General features: G+C 61.1%; 21 protein-coding genes. 14 read left to right on the forward strand and 7 right to left on the reverse strand.

Annotated elements, in window-relative coordinates; translation table 11 throughout:
* Positions 1–72 precede the first annotated feature (72 nt).
* Both M1E02_RS10485 and M1E02_RS10490 read left to right on the forward strand, forming a co-directional pair.
* Positions 73–1,194 carry a Gfo/Idh/MocA family oxidoreductase gene (locus M1E02_RS10485; RefSeq protein WP_479377961.1) on the forward strand — a complete coding sequence of 374 codons (1,122 nt, stop codon included), beginning with the start codon at positions 73–75 and terminating at the stop codon, positions 1,192–1,194.
* The gene (locus tag M1E02_RS10490; RefSeq protein WP_479377962.1) at positions 1,191–1,982 is read left to right on the forward strand and encodes a TIM barrel protein; all 792 of its coding nucleotides are present in this window, start codon (positions 1,191–1,193) and stop codon (positions 1,980–1,982) included. The genes M1E02_RS10485 and M1E02_RS10490 overlap by 4 nt, the downstream gene beginning before the upstream one ends.
* Positions 1,983–1,994: 12 nt before the next feature.
* Here the strand turns inward: M1E02_RS10490 and M1E02_RS10495 are convergent, their stop codons facing one another.
* Entirely contained in the window at positions 1,995–2,774 is a 780-nt protein-coding gene (locus M1E02_RS10495; RefSeq protein ID WP_479377963.1) for an SDR family oxidoreductase, read from the reverse strand.
* A gap of 131 nt (positions 2,775–2,905) precedes the next feature.
* On the opposite strand from M1E02_RS10495, the gene M1E02_RS10500 reads away from it, so the two are divergent.
* The gene (locus M1E02_RS10500; RefSeq protein ID WP_479377964.1) at positions 2,906–3,409 is read left to right on the forward strand and encodes a GNAT family N-acetyltransferase; all 504 of its coding nucleotides are present in this window, start codon (positions 2,906–2,908) and stop codon (positions 3,407–3,409) included.
* Positions 3,410–3,547: 138 nt separating this feature from the next.
* On the opposite strand, the gene M1E02_RS10505 is transcribed toward M1E02_RS10500, so the two are convergent.
* From M1E02_RS10505 to M1E02_RS10520, 4 genes are all read right to left on the reverse strand, one after another.
* On the reverse strand, positions 3,548–4,513 hold the full coding sequence (locus M1E02_RS10505) for a sugar phosphate isomerase/epimerase family protein (RefSeq protein ID WP_479377965.1): 966 nt from the start codon (positions 4,511–4,513) through the stop codon (positions 3,548–3,550).
* Between the two features lie 96 nt (positions 4,514–4,609).
* Complete coding sequence (locus M1E02_RS10510) at positions 4,610–4,789, reverse strand: hypothetical protein (RefSeq protein ID WP_479377966.1); 180 nt, start codon at positions 4,787–4,789, stop codon at positions 4,610–4,612.
* Positions 4,790–5,021: 232 nt separating this feature from the next.
* Positions 5,022–5,576: a hypothetical protein gene (locus M1E02_RS10515; RefSeq protein WP_479377967.1), complete on the reverse strand. Its 555-nt coding sequence runs from the start codon at positions 5,574–5,576 to the stop codon at positions 5,022–5,024.
* Positions 5,577–5,694: 118 nt separating this feature from the next.
* Positions 5,695–6,060: a hypothetical protein gene (locus M1E02_RS10520; protein ID WP_479377968.1), complete on the reverse strand. Its 366-nt coding sequence runs from the start codon at positions 6,058–6,060 to the stop codon at positions 5,695–5,697.
* A 361-nt stretch (positions 6,061–6,421) separates the two neighbouring features.
* Between M1E02_RS10520 and M1E02_RS10525 the strand changes: the two genes are divergently transcribed.
* The 6 genes from M1E02_RS10525 to M1E02_RS10550 all read left to right on the forward strand — a co-directional run bounded on the left by M1E02_RS10525 (position 6,422) and on the right by M1E02_RS10550 (position 16,551).
* A complete protein-coding gene (locus M1E02_RS10525; protein WP_479377969.1) occupies positions 6,422–6,697 on the forward strand; it encodes a YegP family protein in 276 nt (91 codons plus the stop codon).
* A 207-nt stretch (positions 6,698–6,904) separates the two neighbouring features.
* Positions 6,905–7,885: an ABC transporter substrate-binding protein gene (locus M1E02_RS10530; RefSeq protein ID WP_479375804.1), complete on the forward strand. Its 981-nt coding sequence runs from the start codon at positions 6,905–6,907 to the stop codon at positions 7,883–7,885.
* Positions 7,886–8,072: 187 nt separating this feature from the next.
* Positions 8,073–13,361, forward strand: a complete 5,289-nt coding sequence (locus M1E02_RS10535) for a family 43 glycosylhydrolase (RefSeq protein ID WP_479377970.1) — start codon at positions 8,073–8,075, stop codon at positions 13,359–13,361.
* Positions 13,362–13,461: 100 nt separating this feature from the next.
* Positions 13,462–14,700 (forward strand): type III polyketide synthase, encoded by a 1,239-nt coding sequence (locus M1E02_RS10540; RefSeq protein ID WP_479377971.1) that lies wholly within the window; start codon positions 13,462–13,464, stop codon positions 14,698–14,700.
* Positions 14,678–15,421 (forward strand): class I SAM-dependent methyltransferase, encoded by a 744-nt coding sequence (locus M1E02_RS10545; RefSeq protein ID WP_479377972.1) that lies wholly within the window; start codon positions 14,678–14,680, stop codon positions 15,419–15,421. Before M1E02_RS10540 ends, M1E02_RS10545 begins: the two co-directional genes overlap by 23 nt.
* Entirely contained in the window at positions 15,418–16,551 is a 1,134-nt protein-coding gene (locus tag M1E02_RS10550; RefSeq protein ID WP_479377973.1) for an FAD-dependent oxidoreductase, read from the forward strand. Before M1E02_RS10545 ends, M1E02_RS10550 begins: the two co-directional genes overlap by 4 nt.
* 21 nt (positions 16,552–16,572) lie before the next feature.
* Here the strand turns inward: M1E02_RS10550 and M1E02_RS10555 are convergent, their stop codons facing one another.
* The gene (locus M1E02_RS10555; protein ID WP_479377974.1) at positions 16,573–16,992 is read right to left on the reverse strand and encodes a nuclear transport factor 2 family protein; all 420 of its coding nucleotides are present in this window, start codon (positions 16,990–16,992) and stop codon (positions 16,573–16,575) included.
* Positions 16,993–17,106: 114 nt separating this feature from the next.
* Here M1E02_RS10555 and M1E02_RS10560 point away from each other — a divergent pair, with 114 nt between their 5' ends.
* On the forward strand, positions 17,107–18,114 hold the full coding sequence (locus M1E02_RS10560; RefSeq protein ID WP_479377975.1) for a putative periplasmic lipoprotein: 1,008 nt from the start codon (positions 17,107–17,109) through the stop codon (positions 18,112–18,114).
* Between the two features lie 25 nt (positions 18,115–18,139).
* Positions 18,140–18,793, forward strand: a complete 654-nt coding sequence (locus M1E02_RS10565; protein WP_479377976.1) for a peptide deformylase — start codon at positions 18,140–18,142, stop codon at positions 18,791–18,793.
* Here the strand turns inward: M1E02_RS10565 and M1E02_RS10570 are convergent, their stop codons facing one another.
* On the reverse strand, positions 18,794–20,842 hold the full coding sequence (locus tag M1E02_RS10570; protein ID WP_479377977.1) for a S9 family peptidase: 2,049 nt from the start codon (positions 20,840–20,842) through the stop codon (positions 18,794–18,796). It lies immediately after the preceding gene.
* 72 nt (positions 20,843–20,914) lie between these two features.
* Between M1E02_RS10570 and M1E02_RS10575 the strand changes: the two genes are divergently transcribed.
* The 3 genes from M1E02_RS10575 (at position 20,915) to M1E02_RS10585 (ending at position 23,454) form a co-directional block, all read left to right on the forward strand.
* Entirely contained in the window at positions 20,915–21,781 is an 867-nt protein-coding gene (locus M1E02_RS10575; RefSeq protein ID WP_479377978.1) for a methyltransferase domain-containing protein, read from the forward strand.
* 152 nt (positions 21,782–21,933) lie between these two features.
* Entirely contained in the window at positions 21,934–22,392 is a 459-nt protein-coding gene (locus M1E02_RS10580; RefSeq protein ID WP_479377979.1) for an NfeD family protein, read from the forward strand.
* A 111-nt stretch (positions 22,393–22,503) separates the two neighbouring features.
* Entirely contained in the window at positions 22,504–23,454 is a 951-nt protein-coding gene (locus tag M1E02_RS10585) for an SPFH domain-containing protein (RefSeq protein ID WP_479377980.1), read from the forward strand.
* The last annotated feature ends 86 nt before the right edge of the window (positions 23,455–23,540 follow it).

Raw genomic sequence — 23,540 nt, forward strand, 5'->3', positions numbered from 1 at the left:
GACAGGACGGGGGAGGCGTGCCAACATGGACCAACTAGAACGATCTAGTGACGTGACGGAAGAGGAGTTTTCATGAGTTACCTTCAGCATCCAGTGAGCGAGGCAAGGCCTGTCCGGGTGGGCTTGATCGGCGCGGGCTGGATCGGCAGCTTCCATGCTGAGTCTGTTGCCCTCCGGATTCCTGCTGCCCGGCTTGACGCGATTGCAGACCCGGATCTTCCCGCGGTAGAAGCCTTGGCGGGCAGGCTGGGAGTGAGCAAGATCAGTACCGATCCGGCTGATGTGATCAACGATCCGGAGATCGACGCCATCTTGATTGCCGCGCCGGTACGCTTCCACGCCGGTCTGATCGCAGCCGCCGCCAACGCAGGCAAGGATGTGTTCTGTGAAAAGCCCGGTGGGCGAACCATTGACGAATTGGACGAGGCCATTGATGCAGTCCAGACGGCAGGTGTCAACGTCCAGTTCGGGTTCAACCGCCGCTATGCGGCTGACTTCGCCGCTGCACGCAAGCTCATTGACGACGGCGTTGTGGGCACCCCGCAGCTGATGCGGTCCCTGACCCGGGATCCCGGCACGGCTGCCGGGATTGCCAATCCGGAGCGAATCGCACCCGGGACGATCTTTCTGGAAACCCTGATCCATGACTTCGATACGCTGAACTGGCTCAATCCCGGTGCCGTGCCCGTCCGTGTCCACGCCGTCGCCGATGCACTCGTGGCCCCGGAAGCGAAGGCAGGCGGTCTCCTGGACACCGCCGTCGTCACCGTTTCCTACAGCAACGGAGCGATCGCGGTGGCCGAGGCAAACTTCAACGCTCTCTACGGTTATGACGTGCGTGGCGAGGTGTTTGGTTCGGCAGGCATGGTGACCGCGGGCGGACCACAGGAGTCCAGTGCCACCACTTACACCTCTGAAGGCATAGTCGCTTCGACCGTGCGGCTGAACGTTGATCTTTTCCACGACGCCTACACTGCGGAAATGAGTGACTTTGTTGAGGCGGTGAAAGCGCGCCGGGACGGTGTCCAGGCGAAGGACAGCAACCGTCCGGGAGGCACCGACGCCCGCAGCGCGCTGGCAGTGGCGCTGGCGGCCTTTCGTTCCGCTGAATCCGGGATTCCGGTGGACATTGCAACCATTGCAGAACTGAGGCCGGCTGAGCCGAAGCGCAATCCAGTGGGGGAGAGCGCATGAGCTTCCGATTGGCTGTGTGTGCCGAGATGGTCTATGGCCATTTGCCTCTGATCGAACGTGTGACAAGGATTCACGAACAGGGTTTTGAGGTGGAACTCTGGGATACGCGGGGACGGGACATCAGCGCGATGGCAGCCACCGGCGCCCGTTTCTCTTCCATGAGCGGCTACTTCGGCGGGAGCCTTATCGACCCGGATTCCGCTGATGAAGTGCTCCTTTCAGCCGAAAAGCTGATCCCCACCGCCCTGGAACTCGGTGTGGAGCGGATGGTCGTACACCCGGCGGAGCTGGGGGAGGGCGGGCTCGCCGTTCACCCGGTTCACCGCTCCACGGGGCAGATGTGGCTGACCGGCCTGCGAACGCTCGAACGGCTTGCCGTCCTTGGTGAAAAGCACGGTGTGACGTTCGCGCTGGAGAACCTGAACACCCTCGTTGACCATCCGGGCATACCGCTGGCGAGGGCGAAGGACACCCTGGCTCTGGTCTCGGCCGTTAACCGTCCGAACGTGAAAATGATGCTGGATCTCTACCATGCCCAGATCGGGGAGGGGAACCTGATCGAACTCGTCCGGGCGGCGTTGCCCTGGACGGGGGAAATTCAGGTGGCTGATGTTCCAGGGCGTTGTGAACCCGGCACCGGAGAAATCAACTACGGCGCAGTGGCGGCAGCGCTCAAGGACGCGGGCTATACGGGCGTCATAGGCTTGGAGGCCAGCCCGTCCGGCGGTGATGGCCTTCCCGCGGGTGATGCCGCCCTGGCTGCTTTCGGGGCATCGTTCAGAAGCTGACCTGGCTGCCGGTCAGCCGACTTTGAACCCGCCGTTGCTGTACAGGATCTGACCGTTTATCCACGAGCCCTGCTCCGAGAACAGAAAGCGAACCAGATCTGCTGTGTCGTCAGCCGTGCCCAGGCGCCCGGCTGGCGTCGCTCCGATCCCTGATTGACGCGTTGCGTCGTCCATCCACCCTGTGTCGATCGGGCCAGGGTTCACCACGTTCGCCCGAACTCCTCGGTCCGCTAATTCAACAGCCGCCGCGGTGACGATACGATCGAGTGCTCCCTTGCTGGCGCCGTAGGGCAGGTTGTGGACGGTATGGTCGCTCGTCAGCGCGACGATCCGGCCGCCGACCTCGCCTGCGATCACGGTTTCTGGTAATTGCCCGGCGAACGCCTTGATAAGGAGCCAGGTGGCGCGCGCGTTGACTGTGAAGTGGCGGTCCCAGCTCTCGAGTGTTGTCGTCAGGATGGAGCTATCTACGGACTCGCAGTGTGACATGACAAGACCAGTTACCGGCCCCAGACTTTGAGCCGCTTGGATTAGTTCCGCCGGCACAGTCGGGTCGCTCAGGTCCCCGGGAACGAGCTCGACGGCGACTCCAAGCGCACGGCACTCTTCCGCGATTGCCTCGGGGTCGTCGGGGCCTTTCTCCAACCCAATGCGCACATCGTAGGGCGTCCAATGGTTGAGGACGAGATCCCAGCCGTCATGTGCCAGTCCGACGGCGAGGCCAGCCCCGATTGATCGGCGTCTCCCGACTCCCGTTACTACTGCGGTCTTCGAACGGTTTCGAATGGTCATGGCCCGACTCTATTAGAGAGAGCGAGAAGGGGGCCATTGTGCCTCGAGACGGTCATATCGGCAGCTAACTAATTGTTTTGGACCCGGCGGGTTTCTTCACAGAGATGCTTTGCCGTCGTCATGATGGGTCGATGAGATCCTTTTCACGCTTGCAGCTGGACTTGGAGACAGAACGCCTAAGTCTCCGCCCCTGGACCGACGGAGACACGTTGTGGCATCGGCAGCTTGTGGGAGAACGCGGGGGAGAGGCCCCCACTGAGGAAGCGGACGCTTACGTTGTCGCGAATGTCCTTGAGGCCCAAAGTTCCCACGGCATTGTCCCTTCGGTTGTCCAACGGAAGCGAGATGGTCAAGTTCTTGGCTATTGCGGCCTCGTAATCGGGCGAGCGACGGTGGACGAACCCGAATTGGCGTACGAGCTGTTTCAACAAACCCATGGGTATGGCTATGCCACTGAAGCTGGCGTGGCAGTTGTCGGCGCGGCCGCAGCGACGGGACGTTCCCGCCTGTGGTCGACAGTCCGAACATGGAACACGCCATCTTTCCGAGTGCTCGACAAGCTCGGCTTCACGCGTCACCACAGCGAACGGGACGACGACGGCGAACTCGTCTGGAGCGTGCTCCAACTTCGCTAAGACGGAGGGGTCAGTCGCCGAGAATCTTCTCTACTTTACATAATGTAGATTATCGGCGTCAAAGTACGGCAGCAGAAGTGGATGCGAGAACTCCAGTTCCTTGAGGAAATCGGCGTTTTCGCAGATTTGCGGGAAGGGTTAGATGCGTGCGGGAGCCCAGTCCGGGGCCTCCCGCAACACCACGGAACGCAGGAGTTCGGCAGATTTTCGGACACCTTCGCCGGAGTTCATAATGACATCCTCGTGCTCGATATTCAGCGGGCCGTTATAACCAACCGACTGCAGCGTGTAAACGAAATCGGCCCAAAAAGCAGCGCCGCCCGGATGACCCAAGCCGAGGGTCACGTAGTTCCAGGACCGGTCCGCCGTGCGGGCAGGGGGTAACGTGTCAAGAATGCCGTTGACAGCCGCATTGGGCCTCTCGATGCGGGCGTCCTTTGCGTGGACATGGAAAATCGATGATCCCAGCGCACGAATGACCGCAAGAATGTCCGCGCCCATCCACATCAGATGAGACGGGTCGAGGTTGGCACCAACGACGTCGTCACCCACAATGCTTTGAAGCCGCTTCATGGTTGCTACGTTGAAGACAAGTTGACGGCCATGCATTTCAACAGCCAGTCGGACGTTGTGGGCCCGCGCGAATTCCGCAAGTTCAATCCAATACGGCTCTGCTACCTCGGCCCACTGATATTCAAGAATCTCAAGTGTCTCGGGGGGCCATGACGTGGTGATCCAGTTGGGCGCCTTCTCCCCCCGCGCGCCGGGAAGCCCGGACATCAACACCACGGTGGGCACTCCCATCTCGGAGGCCACCTTGATTGTGTCCCGTACAACCCTGTCGTGGGCAGGGCCGGTCACGGGGTGGAGTTGGTTTCCATTCGCGTTCAGTGCACTCAAAGTGAGCCCACGAGAGCTTATGGAACTTGCGAGAACGTCGCGGACTGAAGCGCTGGAAACAAGCTCGTCGAGGTTCGCGTGCGGGGATTCGGACCAGTTGCCTGTGGCAATTTCCACGGTTTCCATGCCAAGTTCCGCCGCAGTATCGAGAACTTGTTCGAGTGGTCGGGATCCAAGCGAATCGGTGATAAGTCCAAGCTGCATACATGGTTCCTTCGTACGTCGATGTGCGGCGGAGGGGCTCATCAAGCCTGACAATCTAAATCTTTAGATAAAGATTAGGCTTAATGTCCTTACATATCAAAGCAGATCGATCCTGGTGGGTTGCATTGAATCAACATCGCCCCCACGAGACGCCAGAGCGAACTCGGCCGCGTCTCGGCCGACCCAATCTCTGGCCTCCTCTTGGCTTGCGCGTGCCTGGTCTGCCGGTTCATCGCTGGTGCGGAGTTGGATGAACTCTGCTGCTGTCTGTATCAATGGCAGTCCTTCCATGGATGAACGTGCGATGTCGCTCTTGTGCTTGCCACCGCTCCTGATGCGCTTGAGTCTCCCGGCCAGGGAGTTTGCGCCAGCCGACCGGCAACGCTGATGGCGACCAGGCTACTCCCGTCCCATGAATACCCGTCCATGCCAGCTAAGTAGAAGTAGATGAGTGAACTCCTCCCTATGTGCTTTCCCGCCAGGTCGCGTCGCTCAGCTCGACCAGAGACTAGACCCATCCGCCCTCCGCTAAATCAGACCAAAAGTCGACACGATACGTCGGTAATCCCGCGTCGGGCGCCCGGAAAAACTCAGCCGCGAAGTATGTAGCAAGGTCACTGCCGTAATAGATCACGTCTGTCTGGTGGACAGAAAAAACCGGACTTCCTGCCGGCGATGGCGCTCCCGGCATAAAACGGTGCGAGTAGATAGGAATCAGCGTCGGCACGAGTTGCATATGTTCTCGCGCTGCCTGCAAAGCCGTAGCTGTTTCAATTGGCCTTTTGCCCCATTCGTCGGGCCAGAAGGCATTCTGCTCGACGTCAAACAGGACTCCCTCCAGGGGCCAGTTGAGCCGCTGATGAATACCGTCAGGCTCCCCCAACCAATCAACCCATCTAGGGCCCATCGGAGTAGCCAGACTCAGCAGCCCCGCATGATCAGGGCTGAACTTGATACCAAATTGCTGCTCAACGTCGGCGATCTCGGCATTAGATAGACCCGGACCCAAAGGAATACGCGCCTCGTAAAGCGTCTCAATGGCTGCCTCAACGGTAGATGTCACGAGAGAATCTTGTCACCAACTCGTCCCACATCAACATGTCCGGCTGCCAGTCAACCTACGGGAATGGAAGTGGATGCGAGAACTCCCGAAACAGGGCGATTCCGTGGCTCATCGGTAATCAGTCGCTGCTGTAGGTCCGCTCGGGCCACTTCCAGCGGCCGTCTGGGGAGATGTCGTATCTCATCTGGCCGAACAGCAGGTCGCTCGTGCCGGTCGGGTTGCCGCCGTGGGCCACATAGAGACGCTTGGCTTCCACGCCCCTGCGTTTGAGTCCCCTCACGGCCCACCAAACCACCGTGACTGTGGCCAGGAGTGGAATTCCAATCAGCGCCCATTGACGCACTCCAAGCCATTGGAGAATGAACAACGGGGCAACGCCGCTCACGGCGACATAGAGGGCCAAGCCGATACTCATGTTGAAGCGAAGCTCCCAGTTCGGCGGCCTTTTGTCGATGTCGTAGAGGTCATCGTTCAATGAGTTCACAGTGTTCCTTGTTATCAATTACGGGTGCGAGCAGTTGTCTGCATGAGCGTCGGCTAGTCCTGCTGCTTCCTGAGCGTCACGCTCGGACCAGCCGATGGTATCCCCGAACATGACACAAGGTTATGGCAAACCGCTCACCAACCAAGAGACACTGATCCTGCTGTTTTCGCCTATTTCGGGACCTTCGTCCCTTATGGACTTCGCCCCCTTCTGGAAACATCGTTGAGGGGCTGCCTGCCGTTCCATTGAAGTGGATCGACCGGTGGGGTTTTACCAAATCTCTGATCCTTCCCGTCGAATGATGGCAGGCAAGCACCCGCCACAGTTCAGAAGGCAAAGGTGCCTTGGAAGGAGCAAATTCATGGCAGGTTCATTCGAGGTATTCATCGACGCCGAATCGCACGTGCGGTTCAGGCTGGTTGCCCCCAATGGAGTTGTGCTCGCGGTCTCCGAACAGTTCGCTGACAAGCATCACGCTGCCGCGGCAATCAAAGATGTTCGTGAATGCGCCGGAACAGGCCTCATCCAGGATCTTTGCCCAAAGTCCACTCCCGAACCAGGTCCAAAACAGTACGCCCCACCGCGGCGTCCGGTGGTTCGACGCCCCTACAGCTTTCTTTCCACCCGTACGGTTTAGGTTACAACGACCCTGACGGGCGGAAGCCCGCTGCTTCCCCCAGTGCTCCCCGGCGCCTTGACGTCACCGAAATGTGATCTAAATTACTTGACGCGTGGCTTTGTTAGCGTTCACACTTATCGCCAGAGCGAATCTGCTTCAGTTTGCAGCAACGGTGATGTTGGGGTCTCCCGCCTGCATGTAACTAACGCTTCCGGGAGGAATGTTGTGTTTAAGAAATCTCTAGTCGCCGTTATGGCCGCGTCAGCTATTGCCCTCACTGCCTGTGGAGGTGGCGGCCAGGCCGCTTCCAGCACCGGCGGTGCGGATAAGAAAATCGTGATGGGCTTCGCCCAGGTCGGCGCGGAAAGCGGCTGGCGCAGTGCCAACACCAAGTCTGTTCAGGAATCCGCCAAGGAAGCCGGCATCGACCTGAAGTTCTCCGATGCCCAGCAGAAGCAGGAAAACCAGATCAAGGCGATCCGGTCCTACATCCAGCAGAAGGTCGACGTCATCGCCTTCTCCCCCGTGGTTGAGTCCGGCTGGGACACCGTCCTGAAGGAAGCCAAGGACGCGAAGATCCCCGTGATCCTCACCGACCGTGCCGTGGACTCGGCAGATAAGACCCTGTACAAGACGTTCCTGGGTTCGGACTTCGTCCTCGAAGGCAAGAAGGCCGGTGAGTGGCTCGTTGGTGAGTCCAAGGCCGCCACCGATACCGTGAACATCGTCGAGATCCAGGGCACCACCGGTTCCGCCCCGGCCAACGACCGCAAGGAAGGCTTCGAAGCGGCCATCAAGGCTGACCCGAAGCTGAAGATCATCGCTTCCCAGAGCGGTGACTTCACCCGCAGCGGCGGCAAGCAGGTCATGGAAGCGTTCCTGAAGAACAACCCGGACATAGACGTCGTCTTCGCCCACAACGATGACGAAGGCCTCGGCGCGATCGAAGCCATCGAAGCCGCCGGCAAGGTCCCGGGCAAGGACATCAAGATCATCACCATCGACGCCGTCAAGGACGGCATGACCGCCCTGAGCGCCGGCAAGATCAACTTCATCGTCGAGTGCAGCCCGCTGCTGGGCACCCAGCTCATGGACCTCGCCAAGAAGGTCCTCGCCGGCGAAACAGTCCCCGAGCGCGTCGTCACCGAAGAAACCACCTTCACCCAGGAACAGGCCACCAAGGCCCTGCCTACCCGTCAGTACTGAGCCCCGCTCACCTGATCGTCCGTGCGGCGGCAGTACCTACACTGCCGCCGCACGGACTTTCCCACGTCCTCACAAAAACACCCTGGCAAAGCCGGACAAACAGTAGGCCAGTCACGGCCGCCCCCTGCAACGAAATTACCCACGAGAACGCCCCGTTCAATCAGGGCCACGGAAAGTAGGCGCAACGATGCGACCCTTACGTTTGCTCACCAGGACAGCAGCCGCAGGGGCCGTAGCCTCGGCGCTTGCCCTGACCCCGCTGGTCCCGGCGCTGGCTGAGACCACGCCGGACCCAAGGCTCGTCCTGCAGTACAACCTGGATCAAAGCAGCGGGACCGTGGCTGTTGACACCTCCGGTAAGGGACGCAACGGCACGGTAATTAATGGCGGCACCTGGACGGGAAGCGAAGGCCTCAAGCTGGACGGTGTCAATGACTATGTCCGCCTTCCTGACAACATCATGCAGGGACTGTCTGCCATTACCGTCAGTACCGACGTTCTGATGGCCCCAACACAGGCAACCCCGTACTTCATCTACGGCCTCGGTAACACGACGTCGAATGCAGGCAACGGCTACCTGTTCACCACCGGCGACAGTTACCGCACCTCTATCGCCTCCGGCAACTGGTCCACCGAGCAGACACTTTCCCAAAGCCAGCCCTTGGCACGCGGCGTGTGGAAGACAATCACCTACACCCTGGCAAATGGAACAGCCACACTGTTCCTCGACGGCGTGCAGGTCGGACAAAAGACCGGCATCACCATCACGCCAGGCAGCATCGGCAACGGAATAACGACGGCAAATTACCTCGGCCGGTCGGTCTATTCGGCCGACAAATTCCTGTCCGGGTCCGTCCGGAATTTCCGGATTTACGATGCTGCCCTCACTCCAAGCGAGGTCGCGGCAACAATCGCACCAAGTGACGCACTCCGGGTGCAACGGGATGTCGCAGTGCTTACTCTCGGGGACCTCTCGGCAGTCACAGGCAACCTCTCCCTGCCGGCCAACGGCGTCAACGGCTCAACCATGACGTGGTCCTCAAGCAACCCCGCCGTCATTGCCAACACAGGAGCAGTGACGCGCCCAAACGCGGCACAGGGCCCGGCAAACGTGACCCTTACTGCAACGATCACGCGCGGCGGCGCCACCGGAACCAAGACATTCACGGCAACCGTGCTTCCTGCCGAGTCAGATGAAGAAAAGCTGGCAGCAGCCATCGCTGCCCTGTCACTCCCCGCCCTCGACGACGTCCGCGGCAACGTCACGCTGCCGGCAACCAGCGGACAAGCCGCTGTAACGTGGCAGTCCGCAAACCCGATCATTGACACCACGGGCGTGGTTAACCGCCCGGCGGCGGACACCGACGTCGTCCTGACAGCCACCCTGAAAGTCGGAACAGCGACCGGAACGAGGGAATTCACAGCGCACGTAAAGGCAAAGCCAGCCATTGCACCCTACGCCGGATACGCTTTCGCCTACTTCACCGGGAACAGCCTGGCCGGAGAGAACATCTTCATGGCTGCAAGCCGCGGCAATGATGCCCTCCACTGGGATGAGACCAACGGCGGCAAGCCGATCCTCACGTCCACCATGGGCACTAAAGGCCTGCGCGACCCCTTTGTGATCCGCTCCCCCGAAGGCGACAAGTTCTACATGATCGCCACAGACCTCTCCATCGGCAGCGGAACCTCCTGGGACTCCTCCCAGCGCCAGGGCAGCCAATACCTCGAGGTCTGGGAGTCATACGACCTCAAAAACTGGTCCGAACAAAGGCACGTTAAGGTGTCCCCGAGCACGGCCGGCAACACCTGGGCTCCGGAGGCCTACTACGACACAAGCATCGGCGCCTACGTTGTGTTCTGGGCCTCGAAGATCTATGCAGAATCCGACCCCGGCCACACCGCCGGGGTTGTGAACAAGATGATGTATTCAACAACCCGCGACTTCCGTACCTTCTCGGAAGCCAAGGTCTGGAACGACCCCGGCACATCAGTCATTGATTCAACAGTCATCAAGGACAAGGACACGTTCTACCGCTTCACCAAGGATGAAGGCGGCGTTTCGGGCTGCGTCGACATCATGCAGGAGAAGTCCAAGAACCTGCTCGCCGTCGACCTTCCCACCACGAACCCCAGGAACTGGGCGCTCCAGAGCTCCTGCATCGGCAAGAACGCAGGAACGGCAGCTGTAGAAGGTCCCACCGTCTTCAAATCCAACACGGAGGAGAAGTTCTACCTCTTCCTCGACGAGTTCGGAGGACGCGGGTACATCCCGCTCGAAAGCACCAGCCTGGAAACCCCCAGCTGGAAGCTGTCCACCAACTATGACCTGCCCGCCAGCCCCCGCCACGGAACCGTTCTCCCGGTAACCCAAACTGAGCTGGATGCCCTTCGCCAGACACCAAAACCTGTCCCCGCCAATGAAAAGGGCGAGATCCTCCGCTACTCCTTTGACCAGACCTCGGGGACGGACGTTACAGACTCCTCCGGGAACGGCCTTAACGGCAAGATCGTGGCAGGCGGCAGCTGGCAGCCTGATGGGGCCCTCAAGCTCGACGGCGCCGGCGGATATGTCGATGTCCCAGACAACATCCTCTTCGGTGTCCAGGACGTAACGGTGGAAGCCGACGTCAAGGTCAGCACCGCCCAGAGCGGGGCCTACTTCATCTACGGATTCGGCAACACCGACGCCGCGGGAGTGGGCAACGGCTACCTCTTCGCCACAGGCAACTCCGTCTATAAAACCGGTATCGCTTCCGGCAACTGGACGACGGAACAAAATGCCAACAGCACATCAGCCCTCCCCCGGGATTCATGGAAGCACCTGGTTTACACGCTGAAAGGCACAGTCGCCACCGTATACCTCGACGGGAAGAAGGTCGGGGAGAACTTAAACGCCACACTGAACCCCGCGGACATCGGGCTGGGCAACACCACGTCGAACTACCTCGGCAAATCCGTCTACACCGCAGACAAAACCCTCAACGGCTCCCTCCGCGAGTTCGCCATCTACAACCGGGCGCTGTCAGCGGAGGAAGTAATGAACATCTCAGGGGACAAAACCGGACTGGGAGATGTTTCCCTGACGGATGCCAGCCTCCTGAAGGTGGCGCCCATCGTGGACAACACAAGTAAAAAAGTCACCTATCCCGTCAAACCGGGAACGGATCTGAGCAAGCTCTCACCCACGTTCAGCCTCTTTCCCGGAGCTGCCTCAAGCCCGGCTTCCGGAGACACTGTGGACCTGAGGAAGCCGGTCACCTACAAGGTGACAGGGCCAGATGGTTCGACGGCGGACTGGACCTTCTCAGCGCTGGAAATGAAGAGCCCGGTGTTGCCCGGCTACACGGCTGATCCGAACATCGTGGTCTACGGGGATACCTACTACATCTATCCCACGACCGATGGAATCGCTTCCTGGGGCAGCACAAAGTTCTCCGTTTTCTCCTCCAAGAACCTCATCGACTGGACAGACGAAGGCGTGGTGCTGGATCTCGCGAACGTCAGCTGGACGCATACAAGTGCCTGGGCGCCGTCAGCTGCAACAAAGAACGGCAAGTACTACCTCTACTTCAGCGCCGGTCAGAACATCGGCGTCGCCGTCGCTGATTCTCCCACTGGTCCCTTTATTGACTCCGGCGCCCCGCTGGTAAATAAGGCGTCCTTCGGAGGTGCCCAACAGATCGACCCTGCCGTGTTTACTGATGACGACGGCGTGTCCTACCTGTTCTGGGGCAACGGTACTGCGCGCTATGTTCCGCTCAACCCGGACATGGTCTCCTACAACGCTGCCAACATCAAGACCATCAGCGGGTTGGCGCAGTTCAGGGAAGGAGCCTTTGTGCACAAGCGCAACGGCACCTACTACATGACCTATTCGATCGACGACACACGGAGTGAGAACTACCGTGTAGGTTACGCCACAGCCACCAGCATCAACGGCCCATGGACATCCAAGGGAGTCATCCTCGAGAAGAAGCCAGAACTCGGCATCCTTGGGACAGGCCACAACTCCGTGGTGCAGGTGCCCGGTACGGACGAGTGGTACATCGTGTACCACCGCTTCGCTATCCCGGGCGGCGACGGAATGCACCGCGAAACCACCATTGACCGGCTCACTTTTGCGGCAGACGGAACGATTAATCCGGTTGTTCCCACTCTCGAAAGCGTGGAGCCAAGATTCGCCGATACGTCTGCACCGACCGTTACGATAGCCACGGAGCCTGCGGCACCGAACGGTGCTGAGGGCTGGTACGTGGGTCCTGTCATGGTGAACGTCACCGCCAGTGATAACTCTGCGACTGCTCCCAGCGTAGAAGTAGCGGTCGACGACGGCGCCTGGGTTCCGTACGTGCACTCCTTCGAGGTGGCATCCGATGGCCCGCACACTGTCAAGGCAAAGGCGACGGATGCGGCCGGAAACGTGTCCGTGGAAGCATCAATGGCGCTGAAGATCGACAGGACAGCGCCACGGACGGCTGCCACCCTCGACGACGATCGGACGCTCAGTCTCACTGCCGAAGATCCCTACTCGGGCGTTGCTGCCCTTGAATACCGTGCGGGCACGGCCGAGTGGGTGTCCTACTCCGGTCCCCTTCCCGCAGGACGGACAGCGGCAACTGTCGAGTTCAGGGCAATCGATAAAGCAGGCAATTCCACCCAAGGAATAGTGGACGTCCCCGCACCGGCTTCACAGTCGATCTCCTTTGCATCGATTGCAACCAAGACCCTCGGGGACGCTGACTTCGCAGTCAGTGCAACGTCAACTTCCGGTCTCCCTGTAGCGCTCGCTGCCGCCGGCTCCTGCACCTTGCAAAGCAACACCGTTCACCTGACCGGAGCCGGAACCTGCACCATCACTGCCAAGCAGGACGGGAACCAACGATTCCTGGCGGCCCCCGACGTCGTCCGCTCCTTTACGGTCAACGCCCCGGTGCTGGACAACTTTGACCGGGCGAACGGGACATTGGGACGTTCGTGGGGCGGCGAGACCGGGCCACAGTCCTACATCATCAAGGACAAGGCCCTCAGCCCGCTCCTTGGGGGCTCGACCCTCTACTCCACCACGTTTGGTGCAGACCAGACGGCTTCCCTGACGCTGAAGTCCACGGCACCGAAGTCGGTTCAAGGTGTGCTGCTTAAGGCCCAGTCCGGGAAATCGTTCTTCTCGGGCGGAGTTTCAGTGGTCTATGACGCCCCCACTAAATCGGTGCGTCTGTCCACCCTCGGTGCTGAGAAAGCCTGGTACTCGTACGCCGGCGTTCAGGCACCCTTCGCTGCAGGAGACGTCCTCACGGCCAGCTATGTGAACGGCACTGTCACCATCGCCAAGAACGCAGAGGTTGTTGCTGCTGTGCCGCTCCGGGCAGCCGACGTGCAGTTCTTTACCGGCAAGACGGGCAAGGCAGGCATCATCACCTCGCAGGCGAGCGGCAGCGTCCTGGACGATTTCCGGGCGGCCACGATCACTCGCTAGGGAGAACCACTCCGCAAACCGGAAGGCGGCCATTCATCTTTCCCGATGGGTGGCCGCCTTTCGCATTGTTTTATCCGCCGTCTGACACTAACAATGAACCATGACGGTCTACCTGAGATCCCTGGAAACTGCAGTCCCGCCGACTATCCTGATCCAGTCAGAAGCACGGGAGGTTTTCGCTGCCCAGCCGGGGCTCAGCAGGCTCGGCTCGAGGCTCGTCAATACGTGCTTCGACTCGGCAGCCATAGACACCCGATACACCGCAGTCGACGAATTGACGATGGAAATCCGCTCGGACAACCCCCAGTTCTTCGATCCCCGCACCGGTCTCCTCCTCCGGCCCAGCACCAAGGTCCGGAACGACATCTTCGGGCGGGAAGCCACCAAGTTGTTTATCGAGGCGGCAGATGCCGCCTTGACGGCGTGCGCCGGTATCGGACCGGAGGACGTCACCCACCTCGTGACCGTTTCATGTACAGGATTCTTCAACCCCGGACCTGACTACAAGATCGTCCGCGCCCTCGGCCTGAATCCCTCAGTCCAGCGGTACCACCTCGGTTTTATGGGATGCTATGCAGCATTTCCGGCGCTTCGGGCAGCAAAGTCATTCTGCGAAGCGGATCCGGAAGCCGTGGTCCTGGTGGTCTGTGCCGAGCTGTGCTCGCTTCACGTCCGAACCTCCAACGATCCGGACACCATCATGGGGTCAGCACTGTTTGCCGACGGCGCTGCAGGCGCCGTCGTGACCGCACGGGAGATTCCTGACGCCGAACCGCTCCTGCAACTGGATCACTTTGAGACCGTTCTGACTCCGGTGGGAGAAGAATCCATGGCTTGGAACATCGGCGACGAGGGTTTCGAAATGGTCCTGGGCAATTACGTCCCGCACATCATCGACGATCACATTATCGGCGCCCTGGAACCGTTGCTGTCGCACGAGGATTCCCTCCGCGACAAGCCCTACACGGACATCAGGCACTGGGGAATCCATCCTGGCGGCCGCAGCATTCTAGACAAGGTGCAAAGCAGGCTCCAACTCAGCGATGAGCAACTGATCCCTGCCCGTGAGACCTTGCGTAACTACGGGAACATGAGCAGTGCCACCGTACTGTTCGTGCTCAAATACATCTTGGAACTGCCGGCCGAAGCGGGCAACGAAAGGATTTGCTCCATGGCGTTCGGCCCCGGGCTGACAGTTGAGACGGCTCTCTTCACCAAGATTTCGGCCCAAAGCCGTCCCGAGGCTTCAGCCGGGCCCACTGCCACGGCGGAGACGGCATCTGCCGCAGCGGCCGTGGAGGAGCCGTTCGCGGCTCTTGCCCGCCATTCCCGTGCTTGAGGCGGCCATGTTCCCGCTGCGGGAAAGGGCGGCTCATGCCGTCGAGGAAATGGACGCCAGCGATTGCGATCCGGTGCGCCTTGAAAACACTTACGCCCAGTTCGCCTTGGTTAACAGGCTGGTCTCGGGCTGGCGCAGGCTCTACCGCAACCAGCTGCTGCCCCAATTGTCGTCAACCGCCCCCACCACACTCCTTGACATTGGGTGCGGAGGGGGCGATGTGGCCGTGTTGCTCGCGACGTGGGCTGCCCGGGACGGCAAGCAACTGTTGGTCACCGCCATCGATCCTGATGAGCGTGCCTACCGGTTCACGTCAAAACTGCCGGGAACTGCCGGCGTCACCTTCCGTCAGGCATCCTCCGCGGAGTTGGTTTCCGAAGGGCTTACGTTCGACGTCGTGATCTCCAACCACGTCCTGCACCACGTGCCCGCTGCCGAACTCCAACGGTTCCTGACGGAGTCGGCGTTGTTATCCCGCGGAACTGTCATCCACAACGACCTTCGCCGGAGTATGGCCGCGTATGTCATCTTCTCTGTGGCATCGTTGCCGCTGAGGCGCTCCTTCATCCGGCAGGACGGGCTCACGTCCATCCGGCGCAGCTACAGACCCCACGAACTGAATTCCCTCGCTCCCCCGAATTGGACAGCCGAGCGCCGTTTTCCGTTCAGGACAGTCCTGAATTACAGGAAGCCTGAGCTACCCGAGGCCACGGACCCTTGACCGACGTTTTGATTGTTGGCGGTGGCCCTGTGGGACTGTATCTTGCCTCCCTGTTGGTCAGTCACGGCGTGTCTGTGCGGGTCCTGGAGCAGCGACTGACGCGCTCTCCGTTCTCGCGGGCCATAGGGATACACCCGCCTGCTCTGGAAGCCCTCGATGGAATCGGTGTCGCCTCCAGGCTGGTGGAGTCCGGAGTCCGAATCAGCCACGGCATCGCGTTCGGAAACGGCGTCCCGCTTGCCGGCATGTCTTTTGACGGACTTGGGGGACGCTTCCCCTTCGTCCTTTCCCTCCCTCAGGAACAGACGGAAGCCATACTCGAGGACCGGCTCCGGGAACTCGATCCGGCCGCGCTGCAGCGGGGCTCCACTGTGACCGGAATGCACGACGACGGACGGACGGTCACGCTGGACGTTGCCTCTGCTTCCGGCTCATCCAGGCACACCTCGCTGCTGGCCCTTGCGGCCGACGGCGTCCGGTCCAGCATGCGGGAGTTCTTGGGCATTCCGTCCCGGCTGAAGATCTATCCGGACGCATACCTGATGGGTGACTTCCAGGACTCCACCGAGTTCGGATCCGATGCTGTGCTGTTCCTTGCGGCCAAGGGGATCGTCGAATCGTTCCCGCTGCCCGGCTCCCTCCGCCGCTGGGTGGCCAGAATGCCGAGCCTGCCTACACAAGCAGGGGCTTCGATGTTGGCTGACCTGGTATATGAAAGAACGGGAATAGCCATAGACCCGGAAACCAACAGCATGCTCAGTACCTTCGGCGTCCGGTCACGACGAGCCGTGCGGCTGATCCACGGCAGAGCAGCTTTGATTGGAGATGCTGCCCACGAGGTCAGTCCTATCGGCGGCCAGGGCATGAACCTGGGATGGCTTGACGCTGCAGAGCTCGCCCCCATCATTGTGGCGGCAATTAGAGGGCAGCCGGTGGCAAGTGAACTGCGTGCTTACCAAGGCTCACGGTTGCACGCCGCGGCGAAGGCCATGCGGCAAGCAGAGATCAATATGGCCTTGGGCCGCCCCGTGCCGCCGTTCCTGCTGACTGCCCGCAATCGGATGTTGGGCTCTCTTGCAGGAATGCCGGCCGTCAACGCCTGGGTTGCGCGGCGCTTCACCATGCATTGAACAGCCGCCCGGCGACGCTGTTCAGCCGCCGGTGAAATAGCAGTCGTAACTGGCCTGACTGAAGATCCGGCCGCCGCTGACCTCGAACACTGAGGTGGTCCTGGCCCTGATGGTTTCACCGGAGTCCCAGTATGGAAGGTCCATCCGGAGCGTCGCTGACCAGTCAGCTTCGATGACCACGCGGCCGCCTTCACAGGTGGTCCGCTTCACGTCGAAGCGCTGGCCGGTTACCACTTCCCCGCTGTGCTCTGCTCCTGACAGGACGTCCTCCAGGGTTTTGGTCGAACCCTTTGGCGCCAGCACGTGCGGCGCTTCGACGAGGACAAAGTCCTCAGCAAGGAATGGCCTGATCTCTTCTGCGCCGCCGCCTGCTTCAAGCGCACGGACAAAGCCGAGCACACACGTTAAGGGGTCCAAAACCACGGGGTCCTTTTCAGTCATGCAACGACCCTAGCCGAATAGGGCGTCTTCACCCCAGTCTCCTTCGCTATCCCGCAGAACTGACAGCAGCGCCCGCCAGTGACGGCGTGTGGACCAACGGCCTAGACTTCAGGAATGAGCCGCGCACCGCTGACCTCACGACGCCGGTTCAAGTCCGCTCTTGCTTCAACCGTTGCCGTAGCGATGGTCATGATGCTCGCCTCCTGCAGTTCTGGCCCCGGGCCCGAAGGCAGTCCCGATTCGGCCTCTGCGACTGTGCCGCCATCGCCAACTCCAATAGGCGGGCTGCCGGCCATAAGCTCCCAAATAAACCAGTTCAGGGACAACTACGCCAGGCAAATCATCGAAATACAGCTCACCAACAACACACCTGAACCCGTGACTGTACTGGACGCTTCCCTCCACAGCGGTCTTTTCAGCGCCGCCATTACCTGGGATCCGTCCGCCGGTGGCATCGAACTTCCGCCCAGGCAGACCAAGAGCCTTCCCGCGCAACTGCCCGAGCCTGCCTGCAGCGGCATCGGTGAGCCGACCGGAGGCCCCACAACGGCTCAGGAAGATAAGCCAACGCTTCGGATCACCACCCGGCCGGCGGTGCCAGGCCAAGCGACGCTGGAACCGGCGGATCCCCATGGCGTTTTGGCCCGGAACAATTCTGAACGGTGCGTCAGTAAGGCCGCCGAGGCGATTGCGGAGTTCCGCCCAGTGCCCGAACTGGACATTGGTGAGAAAGGCGGCACCGCCGTCGTCCGTATCCGCATACTCCCCAAGCCGTCACCTCAAGGCAGCAATGGGAGTACCCAGGGCGGTGGGGACCCGCGTTCGGAACCGCGGAGCCTGACCATAGAAGAAATTGACGGTACTCCGCTCATTGCTGAGGAACCTTCCCAGCCCTGGCCGCGGGGACTGGAGGTTCTGGAGGGCGCACCGGCTTCGGAGCTGCGCCTGGTTATCCGTCCGGCCCGGTGTGATCCGCATGCGGTGGCAGAAGACAAGGTGGGGACGTTGTTCCCGTTGCGGGTATCAGTGGCCGGGCAGCAAGGAGTGCTAAAGGTGGACGCCGGCGCCGGGCTTCGGGGCCGCATCCACGATTTCGTCACGGCTGCCTGCGGAACGCAGTAGGGCTCAGCCGCATTAGGCTTTTCCTATGGCTTCAGTCCCCACTCCGTCCAGTCCCGCCGAAATACAGGAGACCGTTCAATCCATCCTGGCAGGAGAGGGTCTCCCGCCGATCGTCCAAGTGGGGCATCCTGCACTGCGCCAGTCCGCCGCCCGCTACGACGGACAGCTCACCGATGAGGAACTGGCTGCGCTGATAGACCTCATGCGCCGGGTCATGCACAACGCTCCTGGCGTCGGGCTCGCTGCCCCGCAGCTGGGGATCCCGCTACAGATTGCCGTGGCGGAAGACGCGTTCGACGTCGAACCTGACATCGCGGGCCTTCGTGAGCGGGCCCCCCTGGACTTCCTGGTACTGCTCAACCCCTCCTACATAGCCATAGGCGCAGGGCGGGCAGCATTTTATGAGGGCTGCCTGTCTTTAAACGGCTTGCAGGCGGTGGTATCGCGGCCCGACCGCGTTCAGCTGACCTACACCACGCCGGGCGGGTCTGCGATGCAAGCAGAGTACGCCGGATGGCAGGCCCGGATCGTTCAGCACGAAACCGACCATCTGCATGGCACCCTGTATGTAGACAAGGCCGAACTCCGCTCCCTCACCACAAACGAGGAATACGGGCTTCGGTGGATGGCGCCGGACATCAGCCGGGCCCGGCAGGAACTCGGGTTCCTGCCGGACTGATCAGGCCTTCACGGGGAGGTATTTCGCCCACCAGCGGAGGATGTGTTCAAAACGCTGCTTGCGGTGGTGGGGCGTTCCGGATCGCGAGAGTTCGTGGTTTTCCCCGGGGAAGACAAGGAATGCTGCCTCCACTCCCTGTTGCTTCAGTGCCGTGAAGTACCGCTGGCCCTGTTCAACCGGACACCGCAGGTCTTCCTCGCTGTGGATTACGAGGGTGGGGGTACGCACTGCCGAAATGGTGGCCATGGGGCTCTGGGCAGCCATTTCCTCCGGCGTTGGTCCGGTGTACTCGCCGCCGAAGAACCATCCGATGTCAGAAGAGCCAACAAAACTGACCGGATCAAGGAAGCCGCGTTCCACAATCGCCGCTTTGAAACGGTGGTCCTGACTGATGGTCCACGCAGTCAGATAGCCTCCGTAGGAGCCGCCCATGATGCCCAGCGCTGTGGAATCGAGTTCCTGGAACTTCTCCAACGCGCCGTCGAGGAATGCCAGAACGTCCTGCATGTCCACGGTGCCCATTTTTCCCTTAATGGAACGCCCATGGGACTGGCCGTAGCCCGCTGAGCCGCGGGGATTGCACATCAGGACGGCGTAGCCCGCCTCCGCGTACACCTGGGCTTCGTCGAACAGTCCAACCGTGTACTGGGCGAAGGGGCCCCCGTGGATGTTGAGCAGGACCGGGTGGGGTCCCTTGCCTGGAGGCATAACAAGCCAGCCGTGCACCGGATGACCGTCCGGCGAAGTAAACGTAAGTTCCGTGGGCTCGATAATGCCGGCTTCGGTCCGCAGCCGCGCTGAGAAGTCGGTGAGCAAGCGCAGTTGGCCAGCTTCCAGGATGCCCAGGTCACCGGTAGTGGCTGAATCCGCAAATGTGACGAAGATCGAGCCTCCTCCCGATGCCGCCCCAACAACCACCCGGTCACCGTGAACAAGGAGCGCATGGTTACCGGTGGCGCCGAATTCCAGCAGCTCCACTGTGCCCTGGGCGTTGTTCAGCGCGAGTACCGAATCGTCCCCGTGGAGTTCGAGCAACCCAGCGCCGGTACCCAGATCCATGTTCTCGACGTCGCTCATGCAGGTGGGGTCACCACCACCCGAGGGCATCACGTACATGGCTGTGTTCCGGGCCACGAAGTCCAGGCCCGATGTGCCCAGTTCCTGGGCCAGATAAAAGAGCCAGTTGCCGTCCCGGCTCTGCCGGACGCTGTGGATTGCCTGCCGCGGCCCGTCCGCGGGCTGCACAGGAACGGGATCCTGTCCGCCTGCCGCCGGCAGGGAGTAGATCCCGGTGGCCAGGTCGCCGTCGCTTCCCGCATGGAGGGCTGCCACAAAAAAGATGGTGCTTCCGTCGCTGCTGAATGTGGCACTTTCATGGTCAACCGCCGCCGCGGTCAGCTGCCGGGCGGGAGGCACGGCATCGTCCTCCGGCACGTCGGGTGAATCATTCGCAGCACGCGAATCCTTGGACTCTTTCCCCTGTTGAGCGGCACGGCCGGCGCGCACCACTTTGGGCTCGTCGTCGAGATCGGGGACGTGAACGAGAAACAGCTGGAGCGGTTTATCAGCGGTGTAACCAACGCCGTTCATCCGGTACTTGTAGTCCGTGATCAACCGTGCGTCCTCGGCGGCGGACGAGACGCCGTCCAACGTTCCGTAGCGGCCCGCCTCTGGAGTCCTGGCAGCGAAAACTATCCGATGCGAGTCCGGCGCCCACGCGAAGTAGGAGACGCCAAGCTTGGCGTTGGTAATGACCTGCGGCTCGCCTCCGGATGCGTCCACAACATGGAGTTGCGGCTTCCCGTCGGCAGACGTGCGGACAAATGCCAGCACACGCCCGTCCGGAGAAAACGACGGCGAGGTGTCACAGAACCCGCGGGTGAGTCTCCGCGGCAGTCTCTCCGGATTCCGGGAGATGCTCCAGAGCTGGCCCACATAGGTGTCAGCGTCGAAGTCAGGACGGAGGACGGACACGACCGCCCTCGTGCCGTCAGGATGGACGGTAGGGGCGGATACGGAATTCAGCAGAGTCAGGTGTTCTGGTTTCACTCTTGCGAGCCTAGTAGCTCGCTCATCGGATGGGGAACAACTTGGTGGTGAGCCGGCACTTAAGATGGGGCTATGCCTTCTGATGCCGTCCACTCGCTGCTGTGCCCCGTTTGCCGGCAGGCACTGGGCTACGGCAACGGCGAGCTGCTCACCTTGAAGTGCCCTGCCGGTCACAGCTATGACGCGGCCAGGCAGGGATACTTCAATTTCCTGGTGGGCAGGGGAACTGCTTTCGAGGCCGACTCTGCCGACATGGTGGCCGCGCGCAGCGATTTTCTGTCTCGCGGGCACTACGACGGGCTGGCGAGGGCCCTTGCGGACACTGCTGGTCCGGCGCTCGCTGCCGCCAACGCGGCTGTCCTCGACGCCGGCACCGGGACCGGACACTACTTGAGGGCGATTCTTGACAGGTTCCCGGCGTCAGCCGTCGGCCTGGACATCTCCAAGTTCGCCTTGCGGCGTGCTGCCAGGTTGAACCCGGAGGCCATCAACATTGTCTGCAATGTATGGCAGCCCCTTCCGCTGGCGGATGGGGCGGTCGACGTCGTCACCGTCGTCTTCGCTCCACGGAACCCCGGCGAGTTTGCCCGGGTCCTCCGTCCTGGTGGGAGGCTCATTGTGGTAACGCCCAGGCCGGGTCACTTGGCCGAGGTTGCGGGAATTACCGGAATGTTGGGACTGGAGCAGGCCAAGGAGGAACGCCTGGCAGCATCCATGGATGGAGCGTTCACGGAACTGTCCGCCCAGGAGCTGGACCTCGACCTGAGCGTTCCGGCGGCGGACGTCGTCAATCTCGCTTTGATGGGGCCGGCCGGGCATCATTTGGACCGCTCGGTGCTTCCGGATCTGCTGGCTTCCCTGCCACACAGGACTACAGTTTCTGCCCGTTTCCGGATCACGGCTTTTGAACCCCGGATCCCCTCACACCGAAACTCCTGAACTCCTGAATTCCGAGTGGCCGACATAACGACTTGGCCACTTTCCGGACCTCTTCTCCGGACCCTCCCCTCCCCCTCAGGCTTCCGACTACGATGGAATCACAGTTACTGAGGGTCTGCTCCAGCAGGTCCCGGCGACGAAGGGGGAGCTACATGTTTGATTGGCTTGGCGAGAACTGGTGGGCGTTGTGGCTGACCGTGTTCCTGGCGTTTGCCGTGGTGGAAATGCTCACCTTGGACCTTTTCTTCATCATGCTCGGCGGCGGCGCCCTTGCTGCCCTTGTTGCGGACTTTGCCGGTGCCGACCTCTGGTTGCAGATCATCGTCTTCTGCGTTGTGTCACTTCTCATGGTTGGCCTCGTCCGGCCAGTGGCGCTCAAACACCTCCACAAAGGTCCAGCCGAACAAAGGACCAATGTGGACCGCCTTATCGGCGAATCAGCGCTGGTCATGGAATCCGTCAGTTCCAATGGCGGCCTGGTCAAAATTGGGGGCGATGTGTGGAGTGCGCGCTCCAAAGACGGGGTGCTGGAGGCAGGCCAGCGCGTGGTGGTGTCAGCCATCGAAGGAGCCACCGCCGTCGTCGTCCCCCAGCCGGAACCCGCACAGTAAGCGTTGCGGCAACACCACCGGCATCAAGCCGGTGTGAACGGAGCCGGCATCAGCCGGGATGACGCTTGCATACTCAGCTTGGACACAACTATTGGGGAATGAAGGAGATGCATGGATATCGCAGTCACGATCGTGCTGCTGGTTCTGATCGTATTCGTAATCATCGTGCTTGTGCGTTCAGTACGAATTGTGCCGCAAGCGCGGGCAGGCGTAGTAGAACGGCTAGGAAAGTACCAGCGCACCCTTAACCCGGGACTTACTATCCTGATCCCCTTCGTGGACAGGCTGCTGCCGCTCCTGGATCTCCGGGAACAAGTGGTTTCCTTCCCTCCGCAGCCCGTGATCACCGAAGACAACCTGGTGGTCTCGATCGACACCGTGGTCTATTTCCAGGTTACTGACCCGCGGGCGGCAACCTATGAGATTGCCAACTACATCCAGGCTGTCGAACAGCTGACCACCACCACGCTCCGTAACGTCGTCGGCGGCCTGAACCTCGAAGAGGCCCTGACCTCCCGCGACCAGATCAATGGTCAACTGCGGGGCGTGCTCGACGAAGCCACTGGCCGCTGGGGCATCCGGGTGTCACGAGTGGAACTCAAGGCGATTGATCCGCCCCACTCCATCCAGGATTCGATGGAAAAGCAGATGCGGGCCGAACGGGACCGGCGTGCTGCGATCCTTACCGCCGAGGGCACCAAGCAGTCGGCTATTCTTACCGCTGAGGGCCAGCGGCAGGCAGCCATCCTCAAGGCAGAGGGCGACGCAAAGGCCGCCATTCTGCGGGCCGACGGTGAAGCCCAGGCCATCCAAAAGGTCTTCGACGCAATCCATAAGGGCAACCCCGATCAGAAACTGCTGGCATACCAGTACCTGCAGACGCTGCCAAAGTTGGCCGAAGGATCCTCGAACAAGCTCTGGATCATTCCCAGCGAAGTTGGCGAGGCACTCAAGGGCATCGGCAGCGCCCTGGGCGGGACCAACCCGGACTCCACGGGCCTCTTCGGTAGCGGGCCCACGGCCAAACACACCACTGACAAAGAGGCTGTGCAGGGAGCTTAAACCGCACAAAGGAGGAGTTGCGCCGGAACCGGGGCAACTCCTCCCTTGTTTGATTTTGCTTCGCTGTTTTTGCTTGGTTGTAGAAG

The organism is Arthrobacter sp. Z5-13, from assembly GCF_056499105.1.